The organism is Alterinioella sp. B-7, from assembly GCF_056857775.1.
The window spans coordinates 1-17,148 of sequence record NZ_JBSXNT010000030.1 but is presented as its reverse complement, the minus strand read 5'-3'; the positions used below and the strand labels follow the sequence as shown (position 1 = coordinate 17,148).

General features: G+C 66.0%; 16 protein-coding genes. 7 read left to right on the top strand and 9 right to left on the bottom strand.

Annotation, left to right across the window (positions count from 1 at the left end):
* Positions 1-31: 31 nt before the first annotated feature.
* Both AC13C7_RS08060 and AC13C7_RS08055 read left to right on the top strand, forming a co-directional pair.
* Positions 32-382, top strand: coding sequence for an H-type lectin domain-containing protein (locus AC13C7_RS08060; protein WP_172320811.1), 351 nt, complete (start codon positions 32-34; stop codon positions 380-382).
* Between the two features lie 142 nt (positions 383-524).
* A complete protein-coding gene (locus AC13C7_RS08055; RefSeq protein ID WP_172320810.1) occupies positions 525-1,769 on the top strand; it encodes a cation:proton antiporter in 1,245 nt (414 codons plus the stop codon).
* 11 nt (positions 1,770-1,780) lie between these two features.
* Here AC13C7_RS08055 and AC13C7_RS08050 read toward each other — a convergent pair whose 3' ends face one another.
* Complete coding sequence (locus AC13C7_RS08050) at positions 1,781-2,794, bottom strand: ribose-phosphate pyrophosphokinase (RefSeq protein ID WP_172320809.1); 1,014 nt, start codon at positions 2,792-2,794, stop codon at positions 1,781-1,783.
* A gap of 89 nt (positions 2,795-2,883) precedes the next feature.
* On the opposite strand from AC13C7_RS08050, the gene AC13C7_RS08045 reads away from it, so the two are divergent.
* Both AC13C7_RS08045 and AC13C7_RS08040 read left to right on the top strand, forming a co-directional pair.
* A complete protein-coding gene (locus tag AC13C7_RS08045; RefSeq protein ID WP_482867160.1) occupies positions 2,884-3,483 on the top strand; it encodes a DsbA family protein in 600 nt (199 codons plus the stop codon).
* Positions 3,480-4,253: an alpha/beta fold hydrolase gene (locus tag AC13C7_RS08040; protein WP_482867159.1), complete on the top strand. Its 774-nt coding sequence runs from the start codon at positions 3,480-3,482 to the stop codon at positions 4,251-4,253. Before AC13C7_RS08045 ends, AC13C7_RS08040 begins: the two co-directional genes overlap by 4 nt.
* 25 nt (positions 4,254-4,278) lie before the next feature.
* Here the strand turns inward: AC13C7_RS08040 and AC13C7_RS08035 are convergent, their stop codons facing one another.
* The 8 genes from AC13C7_RS08035 to AC13C7_RS08000 all read right to left on the bottom strand — a co-directional run bounded on the left by AC13C7_RS08035 (position 4,279) and on the right by AC13C7_RS08000 (position 12,235).
* On the bottom strand, positions 4,279-5,331 hold the full coding sequence (locus AC13C7_RS08035; protein WP_482867158.1) for a threonine aldolase family protein: 1,053 nt from the start codon (positions 5,329-5,331) through the stop codon (positions 4,279-4,281).
* Positions 5,328-5,774, bottom strand: coding sequence for a YcgN family cysteine cluster protein (locus tag AC13C7_RS08030; RefSeq protein ID WP_474887205.1), 447 nt, complete (start codon positions 5,772-5,774; stop codon positions 5,328-5,330). Before AC13C7_RS08030 ends, AC13C7_RS08035 begins: the two co-directional genes overlap by 4 nt.
* Positions 5,771-6,700, bottom strand: a complete 930-nt coding sequence (locus AC13C7_RS08025) for a bifunctional riboflavin kinase/FAD synthetase (protein ID WP_482867157.1) — start codon at positions 6,698-6,700, stop codon at positions 5,771-5,773. The genes AC13C7_RS08030 and AC13C7_RS08025 overlap by 4 nt, the downstream gene beginning before the upstream one ends.
* Positions 6,701-6,971: 271 nt before the next feature.
* On the bottom strand, positions 6,972-9,323 hold the full coding sequence (locus tag AC13C7_RS08020) for an aldehyde dehydrogenase family protein (protein WP_482867156.1): 2,352 nt from the start codon (positions 9,321-9,323) through the stop codon (positions 6,972-6,974).
* 5 nt (positions 9,324-9,328) lie between these two features.
* Positions 9,329-9,556: a hypothetical protein gene (locus AC13C7_RS08015; RefSeq protein WP_172320802.1), complete on the bottom strand. Its 228-nt coding sequence runs from the start codon at positions 9,554-9,556 to the stop codon at positions 9,329-9,331.
* A gap of 5 nt (positions 9,557-9,561) precedes the next feature.
* Positions 9,562-10,539, bottom strand: a complete 978-nt coding sequence (deoC, locus tag AC13C7_RS08010) for a deoxyribose-phosphate aldolase (RefSeq protein WP_172320853.1) — start codon at positions 10,537-10,539, stop codon at positions 9,562-9,564.
* 106 nt (positions 10,540-10,645) lie between these two features.
* On the bottom strand, positions 10,646-10,981 hold the full coding sequence (locus AC13C7_RS08005) for a hypothetical protein (RefSeq protein WP_474887211.1): 336 nt from the start codon (positions 10,979-10,981) through the stop codon (positions 10,646-10,648).
* Between the two features lie 51 nt (positions 10,982-11,032).
* A complete protein-coding gene (locus AC13C7_RS08000; RefSeq protein WP_482867155.1) occupies positions 11,033-12,235 on the bottom strand; it encodes a CapA family protein in 1,203 nt (400 codons plus the stop codon).
* Positions 12,236-12,409: 174 nt separating this feature from the next.
* Between AC13C7_RS08000 and AC13C7_RS07995 the strand changes: the two genes are divergently transcribed.
* The 3 genes from AC13C7_RS07995 (at position 12,410) to AC13C7_RS07985 (ending at position 17,002) form a co-directional block, all read left to right on the top strand.
* A complete protein-coding gene (locus AC13C7_RS07995; RefSeq protein ID WP_482867154.1) occupies positions 12,410-15,235 on the top strand; it encodes a molybdopterin oxidoreductase family protein in 2,826 nt (941 codons plus the stop codon).
* Positions 15,236-15,314: 79 nt separating this feature from the next.
* Positions 15,315-16,121, top strand: coding sequence for a 4Fe-4S dicluster domain-containing protein (locus AC13C7_RS07990; protein ID WP_482867153.1), 807 nt, complete (start codon positions 15,315-15,317; stop codon positions 16,119-16,121).
* A complete protein-coding gene (locus tag AC13C7_RS07985; RefSeq protein WP_482867152.1) occupies positions 16,121-17,002 on the top strand; it encodes a dimethyl sulfoxide reductase anchor subunit family protein in 882 nt (293 codons plus the stop codon). The genes AC13C7_RS07990 and AC13C7_RS07985 overlap by 1 nt, the downstream gene beginning before the upstream one ends.
* The last annotated feature ends 146 nt before the right edge of the window (positions 17,003-17,148 follow it).

Sequence of the window (17,148 nt, the reverse complement as noted above, 5' to 3'; positions counted from 1 at the left end):
AGGTTACGGGCCGAGCAGAAGCGAAGTGTGAATGAAACGTCTGAGAAACAACCTGATCGGCATCGCGCAGGGCAGCGAAGTGATGTTCGAGGATTTTGACACCGGCGGCGACATGTGGACCGGCACCGGCCCGCGCGAGGCGTGGCATCCGGTACGGTTTTCCGACAAGTATCGCGCGCCGCCCATGGTGCATGTCTCGCTCTCGATGTGGGACATGGATATCAGCACCAATCACCGGGTGGACCTGCGCGCGCAGAACGTGCGCCGCGACGGGTTCGAGCTTGTGTTCCGCACCTGGGAAGACAGCAAGATCGCCCGCGTCCGCGCCGACTGGATGGCGATTGGCGAATTGCTGCACGAGGATGACTGGGATCTTTATTGAGGCGGGGTATGTCCAGCCACTCCCATTCCGCGCTGCCGCCTGAGTAATTCGGACAAGGCGCAATGGACCCTATAGGCGCATCGGGACGTTCACCCATAAGCTAGGGCGTTCATTCGCGCCGCAATCAAGGTGACATTCGCCCATGCATGACGACCCGTTCTTCGGTCTCAACCCCTATCACGTCGCGCTGGCGGTCATCGGCATCGTGGTGATCCTGGCGCGCTGGCTGCCACGGATGGTATCCGACCGCGAACCGGCCTCGGCCCCCCTGATGATCCTCTTCGGGGCGGGCGCGGCGATGCTGGTGCCGGGGATGCCGCTGCCACCCGATCCGCGCGAGTCCCCGCTGATTTGGGAACTGGTCAGCGAATTGGCGGTGATCATGGCGCTGTTCGGCGCGGGGATGCGGCTGGACAGCCTCAGGCCGCTGGCAAAATGGGGGCCGACGGCGCGCATGTTGGGGGTGGCGATGCCGCTCACGATCCTGTCGGTGATGCTGCTGGGGATCGGGTTGGAGGGGCTGACCGTGGGGGGCGCCATCCTGCTCGGCGCGGTGCTGGCCCCCACCGATCCGGTGCTGGCCGCCGATGTGCAGGTTGGCCCGCCGCAGGAGGGCGAGGAACATCCGGTCCGATTCACCCTGACGACAGAGGCGGCCCTGAATGACGGGCTGGCCTTTCCCTTCGTCTATCTCGGCCTCATCGTCGCCGCCGAGGGGCTGAACCCGTCGGCATGGGCGGTGGACTGGCTGCTGCGCGATGTGCTCTACCGGATCGTGGTTGGCGCGGCGATGGGGTGGGTCGGGGCAAGGGGGCTTGCCCTGGTCCTGTTCCACGTGCCCCGGCGCTTTATCCTGGCCGAAACCGGCACCGGCGTTATTGCCCTGGCGGGCGTTCTGCTGTGCTACGGCTCGACCGAACTGGTCGAAGGCTACGGCTTCATCGCGGTCGCCGTGATGGGGCTGACCCTGCGCCGGGTCGAAGAGGGCCACGAGTATCACCGCCGGCTGCACGATTTCTCCGAGTCCATCGAACACGCGCTGACCGCGATCCTGCTTGTCGGGCTTGGCACCGTGCTGCCGATGCTCTTCGCCGATCTGACCTGGGCGCATGTCGGGTTGACGCTGCTGTTTCTGGTGGTGATCCGACCGCTGGCCGGGTGGGTCTCGCTGATCGGCACGCCGCTGGATACAAGCAGCCGGGCCGTCGTGTCGATCTACGGCGTGCGCGGGATCGGCTCGATCTACTACCTCTGCTACGCGGCCAGCCACCTGGAATTCGTGAACGAGGCGCAACTCTGGTCGCTGGTCGGGCTGGTGATCCTGCTGTCCACCATCCTGCACGGGTTCTCCGTCGGATGGGCGATGGACCGGATCCGCGAGGAGTAGCGCAGGCGCCTTCAGCGCGAATACATGCCCTCGTAGATCGGGGCCAGGGTCTCGTCCTGGAAGAGCGACGACACCGAGGTGCCGTTCCAGGTGTTCAGGATCGCCTGCGCGAACATCGGCGCGGTCGGCACGATGCGGATATTGGGCGTGGCGCGGGTGGCCGCCGTGGCCTCGATCGAATCGGTGATCACGAGCGATTTCATGACCGATTCCGTGATCCGTTTCTGCGCGGGGCCGGAAAGGACGCCGTGGGTGATATAGGCGTGAACCTCGGCGGCACCCTGTTCCATCAGCACCTCGGCGGCCTTGCACAGCGTGCCGGCAGTGTCGCAGATGTCATCGACGATGATACATTTCTTGCCCTTCACATCGCCGATCACGGTCATCTCGGCCACTTCGCCCGCCTTCTCGCGGCGCTTGTCCACGATGGAAAGCGGTGCATTGATCCGCTTGGCCAATTCGCGCGCGCGCGCGACGCCGCCGACATCGGGCGAGATCACCATGATCTCGTCCATCTGGCCGTGGAAATGGTGCAGGATATCCAGCGCGAAAACCGGCGAGGCATAGAGGTTATCGACCGGAATGTCGAAAAAGCCCTGGATCTGGGTCGCGTGCAGGTCCAGCGTCAGCACCCGTTCGATGCCCGCGCGCACGATCATGTTCGAGACCAGCTTGGCCGAGATCGGCGTGCGCGCCTTGGTGCGGCGGTCCTGCCGCGCATAGCCGAAATAGGGGATCACGGCGGTGATGCGCGCCGCCGAGGACCGGCGCAGCGCGTCGGCCATGATCAGCAGTTCCATCAGGTTGTCATTGGCGGGGTTCGAGGTGCTCTGGATGATGAACATATCCTCGCCGCGCACATTCTCGAACACCTCGACGAAGACTTCCTGATCGTTGAAGCGCTCGACCCGCGCGTCGACCAGCCCCACGGACATGCCCCGGTGCAGCGTCATTCGGCGGGCAATGGCCTCGGCCAGCGGGCGGTTGGCATTGCCGGAGATAAGCTTGGGGTCTGTGGCGGGCATGGGGCGCGGTCCCTCGTGGCAGCGGGGTGAAACGTTGACACCCGATAGCATCCGGCTACGGTCCGGGAAAGTCCAAACGGGAGGTCAAATTGGCCCATATCGACATCTATCTCAGCCCGCTGTCGCCCTATTCTTACCTCGCCGGCACCCGTGCCGCGGAAATCGCGGAGACGCATGGCGCGCAGATCACCTACAAGCCGCTCGATGTGATGGGGCTGTTTTCGCGCACCGGCGGCACGCCCCCCAAGGATCGCCACCCGTCGCGCCAGGCCTACCGCTTGCAGGAACTGCGCCGCCAATCGGCCAGGACGGGGCTGCCGCTCAACCAAAAACCGATGTTCTGGCCGACCAACCCGGCCCCGGCCTGCTATGCGCTGATCTCGGCGCAGAAAGCGGGCGGAGGCGATCTTGCGGGGCTGGTCGCAGCCCTTGGCCGCGCGGTCTGGGCCGAGGAAAAGGACATCGCCGAGGCCGGGGTGATCCGCGCCGCGTTGGAGGCAAATGGCTTCGATCCCGATCTGGCAGACAAGGGTATGCTCAGCGCCGCCGAGGAATACGCCCGCAACCTTGAAGACGCTGTCAGCGCCGGTGTCTTCGGCGTGCCCTTCTACATCGTCGATGGCTCCGAGCGCTTCTGGGGCCAGGACCGGCTGGACGATCTCGACCTGCACCTGTCCGGCAAGCTGTGAGCGACGGCGTCCGGCACTGGGGCGACGGCCCGCGCGAGGTGTTGATGCTGCATTGCTCGCTGGCGCAGGGCTCCGCGTGGAAGGGCGTGGCGGCGCGTCTGCCGGGGGGGCTGCACCTGACCGCGCCCGATATCGTCGGCCATGGCGACGGCCCCGACCTCGACCCTGCGCGCGACCTGCATGATCAGTGCTTCGGCGCCGTCCTGCCGCATCTGCCCGCGGGTCCGCTCGACGCTATCGGCCACAGTTTCGGCGCGACCCTGGCGCTGCGGCTGGCCATCGAAATGCCGGATCGCGTCCGCAGCCTGACCCTGATCGAGCCGGTGCTTTTTGCCGCCGCCAGGGGAGCCCCGAGTTTCGAGACGCAACTGGACATACAACTGGCGCTCGAAGAGGCCGTGGCGCAGGGCAACAACGCCGCCGCCACGCGCGGCTTCCTGGACCAATGGGGCACCGGCGGTGATTTTGATGCCCAGCCGGAAGCGCAGCGCGCTTACATGGTTGACCGGATTGACCTGATCGCCGCGTCGAGGCCCGCGCTGTTCGGGGACAGCGCCGGGCTGGTCCCGCGATTGGGGCAAGTGACCGCCCCGACGTTGCTGGTCTCGGGCGAAAACTGCCAACCCGTCATCACCGATATCCTCGACCGGATGCAGGTCGCCATCCCCGATACGACCCGCAGCAGCATTCCGGGTGCCGGTCACATGGCCCCGATCACCCATCCCGAACCGGTCGCCGCCGCCATCGCGGCCCATCTGCAATCGTCGTAGGGCGGGGTTCATCCCGCCAGCCGCTTCACCCGCGGAAATGCCCCAACAGATCCTGAACCGATTGCGGCGTGCAGGACCAGTCGCAGACGAACCGGCAGCGGATCAGCTCATCCTCGGGCCCGTCCAGCGAGACATCGAATGGAAAGAGATAATATTTCGCCCCGGCCTCCATCGCCCGTTTATGCGCACCGCGCGGGAGATGCGCGAAGATCATGTTGCCCTGCGGCTCCGCCTCGATCCGCGCGCCGGGCAGGGCGGTGATGCCCTCGGCCAGCTCCGCGCAGCGCGCATTCGCCTGTTCCGCCAGCCGCAGCCACAACCCGTCCGCGACATAGGCCTGCATCTGCGCCGACAGGAACCGGTGCTTGGAGAAGAGATGCCCGCCCCGCTTGCGCCGCAGTTCCGTTTCCCTGGCCTGCGCGGGATCGAAGAAGATCACCGCCTCAACCCCCAGGCAGCCGTTCTTGGTGCCGCCGAAGCTGACCGCGTCGATGCCCGCCTTCCAGGTCATTTCCGCCGGGGTGCAGCCGAGTGCCGCGCAGGCATTGGCCATGCGCGCGCCGTCGAGATGCGTCTTCAGCCCGTAGGATTTCGCCACGTCCGTCAGCGCGCGGATCTCGTCCAGCGTGTAGAGCGAGCCGACTTCGGTGATATTGGTGATCGTGACCGGCCCGCGTTGCACACCATGCACGCCCTTGTCGCCGGTTCTGGCAATGGCCGCCTTCAGACCCTCCGGCGTCATCTTGCCCTTCTCGCCGTCCACCAGCACCATCTTGGCGCCGCCGGTATAGAACTCGGGCGCGCCGCACTCATCCTCCTCGGCATGGGCGACGCGGTGCATGAAGATGCCGTCCCAGGGATTGGCCAGCGTCGCCAGCGCCAGCGCATTGGCCGCCGTGCCGGTCGCCACAAGATGCACCGCCGCCTCGGGCGCCTCGAAGAGGACCCGGACAGCCTCCACAACCTCCGGTGTGACCGGGTCGTTGCCATAGGGCATGTGGTGGCCCTCATTGGCGCGCGCGATCGCGTCGATGATCTCGGGCGCGGCGGGCCCCATATTGTCGGATGCAAACATCATGTTCCCGGTTCCTCGATAATGTAGTCTTCCCAGTCTTCCTCCGGCACCTCGAACTCGGGCACCGTGCGCCCCCTGACCGAGACCCCGGCGCGATGCACGCTTTCCGGATCGCCCGTGATCAGCGGATGCCAGCGGGGCAGGGGCTTGCCCTCATGCAGCAGCCGGTAGGCGCAGGTTTCCGGCATGAAATAGGCCACGTCGCCCATTGTCGAGGGGGTCAGCTGGATGCAATCGGGCACCAGCGTCTTGCGGATCTCGTATTGGCCGCAGCGCGCGGTGCTATCGTCCAGCAGGCGGCAGGCGATGCAGGTCAGGGCGACCTCCCGGCTGTCCTCGTCCTCCAGCTTGTTGAGGCAGCACTTGCCGCAGCCATCGCAGAGCGCCTCCCACTCCTCTTCCGTCATCTTCGCCATCGGCACGTGACGCCAGAACTCCCGCCTCATGGCAGCGCCTTCAGGATCGCGCGGGCCGTGTCGCTATCGGCATCCATCTGCGTGATCAGCGCGTCGAGCCCATCGAATTTCATCTCCGGTCTCAGGTAGTCGATCAGCGCCACCGACAGGTCACAGCCGTAAAGGTCGCCCGAAAAATCGAAGAGGAAGGTTTCAAGGTTCGGCACCTCGCCCCCGAACATGGGCCGTACGCCGAGGCTGGCGACGCCATGATAGGTGCCGGGATGCGCCCCGTCGCGGACATCGACGATGACGGCATAGACGCCCAGTTTCGGCAGGTGCAGCCCCTCAAGGCCCATATTGGCGGTCGGGTAGCCCAGGGTGCGCCCGCGCTTCTCGCCATGGACCACCGGTCCCTCGATACGGTGCCAGTGGCCAAGCATCGAGGCCGCGTCGCGCGGTCGCCCCTCGCTCAGCGCGAGCCGGATATTGGTCGAGGAAATCGCCCCCAGATCGCCATGCTTGATCGGCACGACATCGACGTCGAACCCCATGTCCTGCCCGAACGCGCTCAGCATCCCGACAGTGCCGGCCCGGCCCTTGCCGAAACAGAAATCGGCCCCGACGATGACCCGCTTCACGCCAAGCCCCTCGGCCAGAACCTCGCGCGCGAACGCTTCCGCCGTCAGCCCGGCCAGCGCCGCGTTGAAGGGCAGCTCATAGAGGATATCGACGCCCAGTTTCTGCAACCGGTTCGCCCGTGCCTCGGCATTCATTAGCCGGAAGGGTGGGCTGTCTGGCGCGAAGAACTGGCGTGGATGCGGCTCGAAGGTCAGCAGTCCAAGCGGCATGTCCCGGTGGCGCGCCTGGTCGATCACATGCTGATGGCCCAGGTGCACGCCGTCGAAATTGCCGATGGCAACCGCGGCGCCGCGATCTTCGGGCAAGGCATATTGGTAATCGCGCAGGATTCTCATGCGCCCCGGATTAGCGGGGTGCCGGATCGAGGGCAACCGACGCCTCATCATGTTGCTGAAAATAGCAGTCTGGTTGCGATCCGGCAGCGGGGGTGATTGAACACCGGCTGGCCTGGCATCGCCCCGAGCCACGCGCCCCGCCCCACCACGGACGGCCCGCACATTTGATTCGGACGGTCGCTGCGACCCCGCAGGACTGGACCGACATGGCTGGTCCGTCGCGGGGGCAGGGGCGGGCCCATCGCGCGACTCTTCAGCCGCGCGATGCCCGTTATTCGCCGTAGGGCACCCAGATCGTCTTGACCTCGGTCGCGGCCTGAAGGAAGCGTTTGCCCTCGCCCGCCGGGGTGGTCCAGTCGGGGTTGCGCCCGTGATTGACCCAGGTCCGCTTGAGGTTGCCCGCGGCGCCCCTTTCGATGGTCCTGGAAATGTCGGCTGCGGAAAAACTCCAGACCGCGTCGATATCCATGTGACCGGCCATCTGCGCGGCCAACTCGCCATGCGGTCCGGTCAGGATGTTGACGACTCCGCCGGGCAGGTCCGAGGTGTCCAGCACCTGGTAGAGGTCGGTCAGGGCCAGCGGCGCGCTTTCACTGGCCAGCAGGATCGCCCGGTTGCCCATCGCAATGGCGGGCGCCATGAGCGAGATCGGCCCGAGCAGTGGCGCCTCGTCCGGGCAGAAGACGCCGATGGTGCCGACCGGTTCGTTCATCGCCAGCGCCACGCCGCGAATGGGCACCGTCTTGGCGGCCCCGTCGAACTTGTCGGCCCAGGCGGCATAGGTAAAGAGACGGTCGAGGCTCATCTCGACCTCCGCCATCGCCGTCTTGGCCGTCACGCCGGTCAGATCGCTGATCCGGGAGGCAAACTCACCCCCGCGGGCCGACAGGTTCTCGGCCATGAAATAGAGGATCTGTGCGCGCAGATGCCCGGTGGTCCTGCCCCACCCGGCGGCCTTGTTCGCGGCCTCGACCGCGTTGCGCAGATCCTTGCGGTTGGCAATGCCGACATGGCCCAGGATCTTGCCCTTGGGCGAGGTCACGGGCCGCGAATAGCCGCTGTCGGGCCGGGCTTGGCTGCCACCGACATACATCTTGGCGGTGCGGTCGATGCCGGTAAATTCCTCTTGCGCGGGATCGGCGGGCTTGGCCGGTTTCACCGCTTTCGTCGCGATATCGGGCTTGAGATAGGCCGCCAGCCCCTCCCATCCGCCTTCGCGCCCGAACCCGCTTTCGCGCACGCCGCCAAAGCCCGCCGCCGCGTCGAAAAGGTTGGTCGCATTGACCCAGACCACGCCCGAGACCAGCTTGGGCGCCACGTCCAGTGCCAGGTTCACATTCTCGGTCCAGAGCGTCGCGGCCAGGCCGTAGCGCGTGTTGTTGGCGATCTCGACCGCCTCGCCCGGCGTGCGGAAGGTGGTGGAGACGAGGACAGGTCCGAAGATCTCCTCCTGCATCAGGTGCGAGGCTGAGGAAAGTCCTGTGATCAACGTCGGCGGGTAGAAACAGCCCTTGGCGGGCAGGTCGATGGGGGCGTGATGGGTCTCACCGTCCTCATTGCCGCCGACCAGCGCCTTGATCCGGTCCAGTTGCACCGGATCGACAATGGCCCCGATGTCGATGCTCTTGTCCAGCGGATCGCCCGCGCGCAGTTTCGCCATCCGGGCCTTGAGCCGCGTGTGGAAATCCTCGGCGATCCCCTCCTGCACAAGAAGGCGCGAGCCCGCGCAGCAGACCTGACCCTGGTTGAACCAGATCGCATCGACCAGCCCCTCGATCGCGCTGTCGATATCGGCGTCATCGAACACGATATAGGGCGACTTGCCGCCAAGCTCCAAGGTCAGCGCCTTGCCGGTCCCCGCCGTCGCCTCGCGCAGCTTGCGCCCCACATCGGTGGAGCCTGTGAAGGCGATCTTGTTGACATCCGGGTGATCGACCAGCGCCGCCCCCGTCGCCCCGTCGCCGGTGACGATATTGACGACGCCCTTGGGCAGCCCCGCCTCGACGCAGATATCGGCGAAGAGAAGCGCGGTGAGCGAGGTGTATTCGGCGGGCTTCAGAACCACGGTATTGCCCGCCGCCAGCGCCGGCGCGATCTTCCAGGACAGCATCAGCAGAGGGAAATTCCACGGCACGATCTGGCCGCAGACACCATGCGGGGAGTGGTCGGGCACCTCGGCATCGCGCAACTGCGCCAGACCGGCGTGATAGTAGAAATGCCGCTGCGCCAGGGGCACGTCGATATCCCGGCTCTCGCGGATCGGCTTGCCGTTATCCATGCTCTCCAGCACGGCGAAAAGGCGCGAATGCTTCTGCAACAGCCGTGCCAGCGCATAGAGATGGCGGGCGCGCTGGTGGCCGCTCAGCTTGGACCAGGCGGGGAAGGCCTTGCGGGCGGCTTTCACGGCAGCATCCACATCCTCGGTGGTGCCTTGCGTGACCTGCGCCAGCGTCTCGCCCGTGGCGGGGTTCCGGGTGGCGAATGTCTCGCCCGGCTTGGCGAAGCTGCCGCCGATGAAGGGACCGAAGCGGCCTTCATGCCTGGCGATCCACGCGCGGGCCTCGGCGTCGCTCTCGGGGGCGGGGCCGTAGTCCATGGTCTCGAAAATCTCGGGGATGGTCATCTGTTTCAGTCTCCGTCACTCAAGAGTGCGACGACATCATCTTGGATCATCTCGTCCAGCATCCGGAGCCCATTTATGTCATCGTCAGTGATCTGTGGATTTGCATCCCGGTGTGACTTTCTTACCAGCGCACACATTTCTCGTATCTCATCATAAAATACGCCCGCGCGCTGTAAGCGTGCTGCCTTCTTGGGATTGTTCTCAATCAGGCGATGGGCAATCGAAGTGATCATCTCACTCACCCCATCGCATGCCGCCAACCCGCCGAGTAACTCCCGGTCAGGTGGTGTTCCAATTGCCGCTCGATATCGCCAAGCAGCGAGGACGCGCCGAAGCGGAAAAGGTCGGGCCGAAGCCACGGATCGCCCAACTCCTCCTTCATCAGCGCCAGATATGTCACCGCATCCTTGGCCTTGGAGATGCCGCCCGCGGGCTTGTAGCCCACCCGGAACCCCGTCGCGGCCTCGTAGGCGCGGATGGCGCGGATCATCACGAGGCTGACGGGCAGGGTGGCGTTGACGCTTTCCTTGCCGGTCGAGGTCTTGATGAAATCGGCCCCGGCCATCATGCAGACGAGGCTGGCGCGTGCGACATTGCGCAGCGTGCCAAGCTCGCCCGTCGCCAGGATCGCCTTGACGTGCGCCTCGCCGCAGGCCGCGCGGAAGGTCTTCATCTCGTCATAGAGCGCCTGCCAATCGCCCGTAAGCACGTGGCGGCGCGAAATCACGATGTCGATCTCGGCGGCACCCGCCTTGACGCTCTCCTCGATCTCGCGCACCCGCAGGTGGAAGGGCGACAGGCCCGCCGGAAACCCGGTGGAGACGGCGGCGACGGGAATGCCCGAGCCCTCCAGCGCCTCGACGGCAGGCGCGATCATGTCGTGATAGACGCAGACCGCGCCGACGGTCAGGTCGGGCAGGCCGATGGCGTCCAGAATCTCGGCCCGCGCGGGTTGGCGCGCTTTCGCACAAAGCCGCCGCACCCGTCCGGGCGTGTCATCGCCCGCCAGAGTGGTCAGGTCGATGCAGGAAATCGCGCGCGCCAGCCATGCGGCCTGGTAGTCCTTCTTCACGCTGCGCCGTCCCGGCAGGGTCGCGGCACGGCGTTCGATGGCCGAGGTATTGGCCTGCACCGAGGCGACCCAATCGAGGTCCAGCGCGGTGCCGGGGTTGCGGGCGTCCGTGATCAGCGGCGCGAAATCCGCGCGGGCGGTCATGGCGCGATCGGATGTGAGCGGGGGTCTGGTCATGGTGGTCCGGGCCTGTTGGTGAGGTGGATCAGCCTGACATGGGCGAAAGGGCGGCGCAAGGCCACCCCTCGCGTCAGGTCTCGGGCGGCCAAGAGCTCTCGATCAGGTGCATTTCCACGACGCGACGCACAAACTCCACCATCGCGTCAGGCCCCGAGGCGCGATCCTTGACGAAGATGCACAGGTCGGGCCGCTGGCTGGCGATCAGGCCCACAAGGTCGCCGCGCACGCCGTCCTCCAGGCTGCCGCCGATGATGACGCAGGCGATGGCGGGTTCCCCCTCCAACTGGCGCATCACCTCGGCATGGTCATGCGCCCCCAGCCAGCGGACAGGCAGATCCTCCATGTGTTTCGGAACATCCCCGATCACGTTGCGCAATTTGCCGACCAGAAGAACGACGGGTTTCATGATGCGACTCCCTTCACCTGACATACGCCTGACCCCACCATAGCATGAAGGTCAGGGCGAGGTGCAAATCGCGCGGCCCTGCAACCGCGCGATATCGGCAAGGCTCAGCATCCCCTCGCGGCCCAGGACGCGGGCGACATGGGCGGTGCTTTCCTGCCCGTCCACCGCCTGTTCGGCCGGTTGCACCACGACGCCCGACGTATAGCGCGTCACGCGGGTGGGCAGCCACGCGGGCGGGCGCGCCTGCATCCCCCCGGCCCCCGGCACGAGGTCGAAGAACAGGATCGCCGAGGAGCGTTGGTTCAGCCGCCATTGCGACGAGATGAAATTGCCGAGCGAATAGGCGATGAACCCGTCGCGCCCGTCCGAGGTCCGGTAGGGTTCAATCGGTTGCAGCACATGGGGGTGCGTGCCGATCACGGCGGCGGCCCCGGCCTCCAGCGCGGCGCGGCCAAGACGGCGCTGGTTGGCATCGGGCGTCTCGACATATTCCGCGCCCCAATGCGGCAGGAAGATCACGGCGGAGATCGCGGGATCGGCGCCAAGCGCGCGGATTTGCGCCAGCACTGACGCCTCGTCGCGATAGCAGCGCAACAGCTGGCGGTTCGGATCGGCCATGCCGTTGGCCGAGACTGAACAGGCCAGGAAAGCGATCCGGTGGCCACCCGCCGAGACCACGCCATGCCAGGGCCCGTCCGGGTCGCTCCGGGGTCGGGTGCCTGTGGCGGGCAGACCGGCGGCGGCGATGGCCTCAAGCGTGCGATCCACCCCAAGCGGCCCGCGATCCATCGCGTGGTTGTTGGCGGTTTGCAGCAGGTCGAACCCCGCGCTGCTGAGCGCCGGGATCAGCGAGGGGTGATAGTTGAAGGCGGGATAGCCGGAATAGACGGTCCCGTCGAAGATCGTGCCTGGATCGCTGGCCGCCCGCCCGCCGGGGCCGACATTGCGCGCGGCAGGGCCTTCCAGATTGGCCACCGCGATATCGGCCAGCCGCAGATATGGCGCGACATGGGCGAATTGCGCCGCATAGCCGCGCGGCTGTTCGCGCGCGTCCTGTTGCAACAGCACATGCATCAGCACATCGCCCACGGCGGCGACCGTGACCGCGCCGGGCTGGAACACGGCCCGGCTGGCCGACGCCGTGCCATCGGCCCCGATGCAGGCCCGCGGCGCCGTCGCCTCCGATACCGGCACGCACCCCGCGAGCGCCAGGCAAGCGGCACTCAGCCACACTCTGAACGGGGCAGGGTGCATGGGCAGGGCCTTCCTCTGGTCTCATCCCTTGCAGGAAACTGGCCTTAGCCGCCCCGGTCAAGCGATGATACCTGATTGTGCAAATTTGCAGGGTGAGTGTGCTTGCTTTTCGGAGACGGGCTTGCAACCTTTGCCACGATCCGCGCAACCGCATCCCCCGAGCAGGAGCCATCCATGCCCCCAACGCAACCTTCGGTCGACCTCTCGCCCAAGGTCTCGGACGAGGTGCGCAAGACGACCTGCTACATGTGCGCCTGCCGCTGCGGCATCAACGTCCATATGAAGGGCGGAAAGGTGGCCTATATCGAAGGCAACCGCGACCACCCGGTCAACAAGGGCGTGCTCTGCGCCAAGGGCTCGGCAGGGATCATGCAGCACAACGCGCCCTCGCGCCTGCGCGCACCCCTGAAGCGCACCGGCCCGCGCGGATCGGGTGAGTTCGAGGAAATCTCCTGGGACGAGGCGATGGAAATCGCCGTCGGCTGGCTCAAGCCGATCCGCGAAACCGCGCCGGAGAAACTCGCCTTCTTCACCGGGCGCGACCAATCGCAAAGCTTCACCTCCTTCTGGGCGCAGGGCTTCGGCACGCCGAACTACGCCGCGCATGGCGGGTTCTGTTCCGTCAACATGGCCGCTGCCGGCATCTACACCATGGGCGGCGCCTTCTGGGAGTTCGGCCAGCCCGATTGGGAGCGCTCGAAGCTCTTCATGCTCTTTGGCGTCGCGGAGGATCACGACAGCAACCCGATCAAGCTGGGGCTGGCAAAGCTCAAGGAGCGGGGCGCCAAGATCATCGGGGTCAACCCGGTGCGCTCGGGCTATAACGCCATCGCCGATGAATGGGTGGGGATCACGCCGGGCACCGACGGCCTCTTCATCCTGTCGCTCATTCATTGCCTGATGAAGGCGGGGCGCATCGACCTCGATTACCTCGCCCGCTTCACCAATGCGCCGGTGCTGGTCAATGGCGATCCGAAATCGCCGGACTACGGCCTGCTGATGCGCGATCAGGACGGCAAGATGCTGGTGCTGGACCGCGCCACCGGCAAGCGCACGCCCTATGACCGGAAAGGCGTCAAACCCGACCTCGCGGGCAGCTACCGCAAGGCGGGCATCAGCCATCGGCCCGTCTTCCACCACATGGTCGAGCGCTACCTCAGCGACGATTACGCGCCCGAGCAGGTGGCGGACCGTGTCGGCATCTCGGCCAAACGCATCCGCCATATCGCGGCGGAACTTGCCCGCGCCGCCTTTGACGAGGCGTTCGAGATCGACCGGCCCTGGACCGATTTCCGCGGCGAGACCCACAAGACCATGGTGGGCCGCCCGGTCAGCTTCCACGCCATGCGCGGCATCTCGGCCCATTCCAACGGCTTCCAGACGGCCCGCGCCCTGCATGTCCTCCAGATCATCCTCGGCACGGTCGAGGTGCCCGGCGGCTTCCGTTTCAAGCCGCCCTATCCGAAACCGCCCGAGGCGCATCCGAAGCCCCATGTCGGCACCAATCCCGGCCAGGCCCTCAACGGCCCGCATCTGGGCTTTGTCCACGGCCCGGACGATCTGGCCCTGAAACCCGATGGCAGCCCCGCCCGCATCGACAAGGCTTTCACCTGGGAAAACCCGATGTCGGCGCATGGGTTGATGCACATGGTGATCTCGAACGCCCATGCGGGCGATCCCTACAAGATTGACACGCTGTTCATGTACATGGCCAACATGGCGTGGAATTCGTCGATGAATACCGGCGGCGTGATGCAGATGCTGACCGACAGGGACGACAGCGGCGACTACGTCATCCCGCATATCATCTACTCCGACGCCTATAGCTCCGAGATGGTGGCCTATGCCGACCTGATCCTGCCCGACACGACCTACCTGGAACGTCACGATTGCATCAGCCTGCTCGACCGCCCGATCTGCGAGGCCGACGCGGCGGCGGATGCGATCCGCTGGCCGGTGGTGGAGCCCGACCGCGACGTGCGCGGCTTTCAATCGGCGCTGTGTGAGCTTGGCGCGCGGCTGGGCCTGCCCAATTTCATCAACGAAGACGGAAGCCAGAAATGGGCCGATTACGCCGATTACATCACCAACCACGAACGCCGCCCAGGCATCGGCCCGCTGGCGGGGTTCCGGGGGCCAGAGGGCGACAAGACGGGCCGGGGTGAGGTCAACCTCGACCAGCTCGACCGCTACATCGAGAATGGCGGCTTCTTCGTCAGTCACATCCCCGAGGAGGCGCAGTTCTACAAGCCGTGGAATACCGCCTACCAGGACTGGGCCGTGGGCATGGGCCTCTTTGACGCGCCGCAGCCCTATCTCTTCAACCTCTACGTGGAGCCGATGCGCCGCTTCCAGCTTGCCGCCGAGGGCCACGGCGACCGCCAGCCGCCCGAACATCTGCGCGGTCGCATCAAGCGCACCATGGACCCGCTGCCGATCTGGTATCCGCCGCTGGAGGATGGCCATGCCGACCCGGTCGAATACCCGATCCACGCGCTGACGCAGCGCCCGATGGCAATGTATCATTCCTGGGGCACGCAGAACGCCTGGCTGCGCCAGATCCACGGGCGCAATCCGCTCTACGTGCCGACAGGTCTTTTCGAGGAACATCGCCTGTCCGATGGCGACTGGGTCCGCGTGACCTCGGTGCATGGCGAGATCACGGTGCCCGTCATGCACATGGCCGCGCTGAACGCGAACACCGTCTGGACCTGGAACGCCATCGGCAAGCGCAAGGGCGCCTGGGCGCTGGACGAAGACGCGCCCGAGGCCACCAGGGGGTTCCTGCTCAACCACATCATCCACGAGCTTCTGCCGCCACGCGGCGACGGGCTGCGCTATGCCAATTCCGACCCGGTGACGGGGCAGGCCGCCTGGTTCGACCTGCGCGTGAAGATCGAGAAGGTGCCGGCGCCCGCCGAGGCCCAACCGGCCTATCCGCCGATCACATCGCCGGTGGGCAAGGGGCCGAAGGATCTGGCCTGGAAGGTGGGGAAATGAGGAAGATTTCGATGAGCGCGCCGCGCCCGCGTCTGTACGGGGGGCGCATCGGGGGGTGTACAGGGGGTGCACAGGTAAAATGACCCAGTTGCCCACATCCACCGAGAAGAAACTCGGCCTCGTCATCGACCTCGATACCTGCGTCGGCTGCCACGCCTGCGTGATCTCCTGCAAGGGCTGGAACACCGAGAATTACGGCGCGCCGCTATCGGATACGGATGCCTATGGCGCCGACCCCTCCGGCACCTTCCTCAACCGCATCCATTCCTATGAAATCACACAGGAAAATGCCCCCGCGCAGCTGGTCCATTTCCCCAAATCCTGCCTGCATTGCGAGGATGCGCCCTGCGTCACCGTCTGCCCCACCGGGGCCAGTTACAAGCGCGTCGAGGACGGCATCGTGCTGGTCAATGAGAGCGACTGCATCGGCTGCGGCCTCTGCGCCTGGGCCTGCCCCTATGGCGCACGCGAAATGGACGCGCTGGAAGGCGTGATGAAGAAATGCACCTTGTGCGTAGATCGTATATATAACAACAGCTTACCCGAGGAAGACCGGGTGCCCGCCTGCGTGCGGACCTGCCCCGCCAAGGCCCGTCATTTCGGCGATCTGGGCGACCCCGAGAGCGACGTGAGCCGCCTCGTGGCCGAGCGCGGTGGCATGGACCTGATGCCCGAACAGGGCACCAAACCTGTCAACAAATACCTCCCCCCCCGCCCGAAACAGGACGAGGCGCAGGAGTTCGACATCCTCGCCCCCTACCTTGAGCCCGTCGCCGATACCCCCTCGGGCTTCCTCGGCTGGCTCGACAAGGCGCTGGAGCACATCCCGGGAAGCGGACCCCGGTTCCCGGATCCCGATGCGCGGCAGAAAAGCGGGAAACTCTGATGCACCCGGCCCCCTCCGTCATCATCTTCACCGTCTTCTCCGGCCTCGGCTTCGGAATGCTGGTCTTCCTGGGCCTCGGCCTGCCGCCCGTAACCGGTTGGACAGCCTTCTTTTTCTACCTCGCGGCCTATGCCATGGCCGTCGGCGGCCTGATGGCCTCGGCCTTCCACCTCGGCAATCCGCAGCGCGCGCTCAAGGCCTTTACCCAATGGCGCACAAGCTGGCTCAGCCGCGAGGCCTGGGTGTCGGTCGCGGCCCTTGCGGTCATGGGCATCCACGCCTTCGCCGCCGTGTTCTTCGGGGCGATCCTGGCCCCCATCGGCTGGCTCGGCGCGGGCCTGAGCGTTTTCGCGGTCTATTGCACCTCGATGATCTACGCGCAGCTCAAGACCGTGCCGCGCTGGAACACCTGGCTGACGCCCCTGCACCTGATCACGCTGTCGTTCGGCGGTGGCGCGGCGCTGATGGGCCATACCAGCCTCGCCGGTCTCCTGATTGTCCTCGCCGCCGCCCTCCAGGTCGCGCATTGGCAGGTCGGCGACCGGGCCCTTGCCCGTTCCGGCACGACGCTGGCCAGTGCCACGGGGCTCGGCAATCGCGGCCGCGTCACCGCCTTCGAGCCGCCCCATACCGGCAGCAACTACCTGCTCAAGGAAATGGTCTACACGGTCGGCCGCGGCCATGCCGCCAAGCTCCGCCTGATCGCGCTTGTCTTGGGCTACGGCATTCCGGGCGTGCTGCTGCTCCTGCCCATACCCGGGGTTTGGCCGAGCCTCATCGCCGTGCCCTCTCATATCATCGGCATCCTCGCCGCGCGTTGGCTGTTCTTCGCGCAGGCCGAGCATGTCGTGGGCCTCTATTACGGCAAACGCGCCGCCTGATCCCGCCTTCTTTGTTCCGAAAATATCCAGTCCGTTTGGATTATGCGATGATGGTTGCGGGCGGGAGCTCGTAAATATCCAGATGCTTTGAGCTTTCAAAGACATCGTCTCCGGGCTTGAGCCCCGCCCGCATTGGTTTGTCCTGC

Excerpts from the sequence above, each read along its gene's own strand:
- AC13C7_RS08060 (WP_172320811.1), top strand. The coding sequence starts at position 32 with ATGAAACGTCTGAGAAACAACCTGATCGGCATCGCGCAGGGCAGCGAA.
- AC13C7_RS08055 (WP_172320810.1), top strand. The coding sequence starts at position 525 with ATGCATGACGACCCGTTCTTCGGTCTCAACCCCTATCACGTCGCGCTG.
- AC13C7_RS08050 (WP_172320809.1), bottom strand. The coding sequence starts at position 2,794 with ATGCCCGCCACAGACCCCAAGCTTATCTCCGGCAATGCCAACCGCCCG.
- AC13C7_RS08035 (WP_482867158.1), bottom strand. The coding sequence starts at position 5,331 with ATGATGTTTGCATCCGACAATATGGGGCCCGCCGCGCCCGAGATCATC.
- AC13C7_RS08030 (WP_474887205.1), bottom strand. The coding sequence starts at position 5,774 with ATGAGGCGGGAGTTCTGGCGTCACGTGCCGATGGCGAAGATGACGGAA.
- AC13C7_RS08025 (WP_482867157.1), bottom strand. The coding sequence starts at position 6,700 with ATGAGAATCCTGCGCGATTACCAATATGCCTTGCCCGAAGATCGCGGC.
- AC13C7_RS08020 (WP_482867156.1), bottom strand. The coding sequence starts at position 9,323 with ATGACCATCCCCGAGATTTTCGAGACCATGGACTACGGCCCCGCCCCC.
- AC13C7_RS08015 (WP_172320802.1), bottom strand. The coding sequence starts at position 9,556 with ATGATCACTTCGATTGCCCATCGCCTGATTGAGAACAATCCCAAGAAG.
- deoC (WP_172320853.1), bottom strand. The coding sequence starts at position 10,539 with ATGACCGCCCGCGCGGATTTCGCGCCGCTGATCACGGACGCCCGCAAC.
- AC13C7_RS08005 (WP_474887211.1), bottom strand. The coding sequence starts at position 10,981 with ATGAAACCCGTCGTTCTTCTGGTCGGCAAATTGCGCAACGTGATCGGG.
- AC13C7_RS08000 (WP_482867155.1), bottom strand. The coding sequence starts at position 12,235 with ATGCACCCTGCCCCGTTCAGAGTGTGGCTGAGTGCCGCTTGCCTGGCG.
- AC13C7_RS07995 (WP_482867154.1), top strand. The coding sequence starts at position 12,410 with ATGCCCCCAACGCAACCTTCGGTCGACCTCTCGCCCAAGGTCTCGGAC.
- AC13C7_RS07990 (WP_482867153.1), top strand. The coding sequence starts at position 15,315 with ATGACCCAGTTGCCCACATCCACCGAGAAGAAACTCGGCCTCGTCATC.
- AC13C7_RS07985 (WP_482867152.1), top strand. The coding sequence starts at position 16,121 with ATGCACCCGGCCCCCTCCGTCATCATCTTCACCGTCTTCTCCGGCCTC.